Source organism: Streptomyces sp. NPDC001933 (assembly GCF_042890955.1).
Taxonomy (GTDB): Bacteria; Actinomycetota; Actinomycetes; order Streptomycetales; family Streptomycetaceae; genus Streptomyces.
On record NZ_JBIASS010000089.1, the window covers coordinates 1 to 3,183 of the forward strand.

Consider the following 3,183-nt stretch of genomic DNA (forward strand, 5'->3'; position numbering starts at 1 on the left):
AACACAGTGGACGCGAGCAACTGAGGACAAGCCCTCGGCCTATTAGTACCAGTCAGCTCCACCCGTTACCGGGCTTCCACATCTGGCCTATCAACCCAGTCGTCTACTGGGAGCCTTAACCAATCAAGTTGGTGGGAATACTCATCTCGAAGCAGGCTTCCCGCTTAGATGCTTTCAGCGGTTATCCTTTCCGAACGTAGCCAACCAGCCATGCCCTTGGCAGAACAACTGGCACACCAGAGGTTCGTCCGTCCCGGTCCTCTCGTACTAGGGACAGCCCTTCTCAATATTCCTACGCGCACAGCGGATAGGGACCGAACTGTCTCACGACGTTCTAAACCCAGCTCGCGTACCGCTTTAATGGGCGAACAGCCCAACCCTTGGGACCGACTCCAGCCCCAGGATGCGACGAGCCGACATCGAGGTGCCAAACCATCCCGTCGATATGGACTCTTGGGGAAGATCAGCCTGTTATCCCCGGGGTACCTTTTATCCGTTGAGCGACAGCGCTTCCACAAGCCACTGCCGGATCACTAGTCCCGACTTTCGTCCCTGCTCGACCCGTCGGTCTCACAGTCAAGCTCCCTTGTGCACTTACACTCAACACCTGATTGCCAACCAGGCTGAGGGAACCTTTGGGCGCCTCCGTTACTCTTTAGGAGGCAACCGCCCCAGTTAAACTACCCATCAGACACTGTCCCTGATCCGGATCACGGACCCAGGTTAGACATCCAGCACGACCAGAGTGGTATTTCAACGACGACTCCACAACCACTGGCGTGGCTGCTTCAAAGTCTCCCACCTATCCTACACAAGCCGAACCGAACACCAATATCAAACTGTAGTAAAGGTCCCGGGGTCTTTCCGTCCTGCTGCGCGAAACGAGCATCTTTACTCGTAGTGCAATTTCACCGGGCCTATGGTTGAGACAGTCGAGAAGTCGTTACGCCATTCGTGCAGGTCGGAACTTACCCGACAAGGAATTTCGCTACCTTAGGATGGTTATAGTTACCACCGCCGTTTACTGGCGCTTAAGTTCTCAGCTTCGCCGACCCGAAAGTCAGCTAACCGGTCCCCTTAACGTTCCAGCACCGGGCAGGCGTCAGTCCGTATACATCGCCTTACGGCTTCGCACGGACCTGTGTTTTTAGTAAACAGTCGCTTCTCGCTGGTCTCTGCGGCCACCCCCAGCTCGGAGAGCAAGTCTCCTCACCAGTGATGGCCCCCCTTCTCCCGAAGTTACGGGGGCATTTTGCCGAGTTCCTTAACCATAGTTCACCCGAACGCCTCGGTATTCTCTACCTGACCACCTGAGTCGGTTTAGGGTACGGGCCGCCATGAAACTCGCTAGAGGCTTTTCTCGACAGCATAGGATCATCCACTTCACCACAATCGGCTCGGCATCAGGTCTCAGACTTATATGCACGACGGATTTGCCTACCGTGCGTCCTACACCCTTACCCCGGGACAACCACCGCCCGGGCTGGACTACCTTCCTGCGTCACCCCATCGCTTACCTACTACCACCTTGGTTCATCGGCTCCACCACTACCCTCAACTCCGAAGAGATCAGGCCGGCTTCACGGACTTAGCATTAATGGGCTCAGTATTGGGCGTTTCAAAGCGGGTACCGGAATATCAACCGGTTGTCCATCGACTACGCCTGTCGGCCTCGCCTTAGGTCCCGACTTACCCTGGGCAGATCAGCTTGACCCAGGAACCCTTAGTCAATCGGCGCACACGTTTCTCACGTGTGTATCGCTACTCATGCCTGCATTCTCACTCGTGAACCGTCCACAACTCGCTTCCGCGGCTGCTTCACCCGGCACACGACGCTCCCCTACCCATCCGTACTCCCGTTGGGGATTAATGTACGAATGACACGACTTCGGCGGTACGCTTGAGCCCCGCTACATTGTCGGCGCGGAATCACTTGACCAGTGAGCTATTACGCACTCTTTCAAGGGTGGCTGCTTCTAAGCCAACCTCCTGGTTGTCTCTGCGACTCCACATCCTTTCCCACTTAGCGTACGCTTAGGGGCCTTAGTCGATGCTCTGGGCTGTTTCCCTCTCGACCATGGAGCTTATCCCCCACAGTCTCACTGCCGTGCTCTCACTTACCGGCATTCGGAGTTTGGCTAAGGTCAGTAACCCGGTAGGGCCCATCGCCTATCCAGTGCTCTACCTCCGGCAAGAAACACACGACGCTGCACCTAAATGCATTTCGGGGAGAACCAGCTATCACGGAGTTTGATTGGCCTTTCACCCCTAACCACAGGTCATCCCCCAGGTTTTCAACCCTGGTGGGTTCGGTCCTCCACGAAGTCTTACCTCCGCTTCAACCTGCCCATGGCTAGATCACTCCGCTTCGGGTCTTGAGCGTGCTACTCAACCGCCCTATTCGGACTCGCTTTCGCTACGGCTTCCCCACACGGGTTAACCTCGCAACACACCGCAAACTCGCAGGCTCATTCTTCAAAAGGCACGCAGTCACGACTGCATGTGCAAGCACATACAGCGACGCTCCCACGGCTTGTAGGCACACGGTTTCAGGTACTATTTCACTCCGCTCCCGCGGTACTTTTCACCATTCCCTCACGGTACTATCCGCTATCGGTCACCAGGGAATATTTAGGCTTAGCGGGTGGTCCCGCCAGATTCACACGGGATTTCTCGGGCCCCGTGCTACTTGGGTGTCTCTCAAACGAGCCGTCAATGTTTCAGCTACGGGGGTCTTACCCTCTACGCCGGACCTTTCGCATGTCCTTCGCCTACATCAACGGTTTCTGACTCGTCCCACGGCCGGCAGACCGTGGAAGAGAGATCCCACAACCCCGCATGCGCAACCCCTGCCGGGTATCACACGCATACGGTTTGGCCTCATCCAGTTTCGCTCGCCACTACTCCCGGAATCACGGTTGTTTTCTCTTCCTGAGGGTACTGAGATGTTTCACTTCCCCTCGTTCCCTCCACACTGCCTATGTGTTCAGCAGCGGGTGACAGCCCATGACGACTGCCGGGTTTCCCCATTCGGACACCCCCGGATCAAAGCTCGGTTGACAGCTCCCCGGGGCCTATCGTGGCCTCCCACGTCCTTCATCGGTTCCTGGTGCCAAGGCATCCACCGTGCGCCCTTAAAAACTTGGCCACAGATGCTCGCGTCCACTGTGCAGTTCTCAAACA

1 rRNA gene is annotated in these 3,183 nt (G+C 56.4%); it reads right to left on the reverse strand.

The features are described from left to right. Positions 1 to 22 precede the first annotated feature (22 nt). Positions 23 to 3,148, reverse strand: a 23S ribosomal RNA gene (locus ACFYY7_RS45145). Positions 3,149 to 3,183 lie beyond the last annotated feature (35 nt).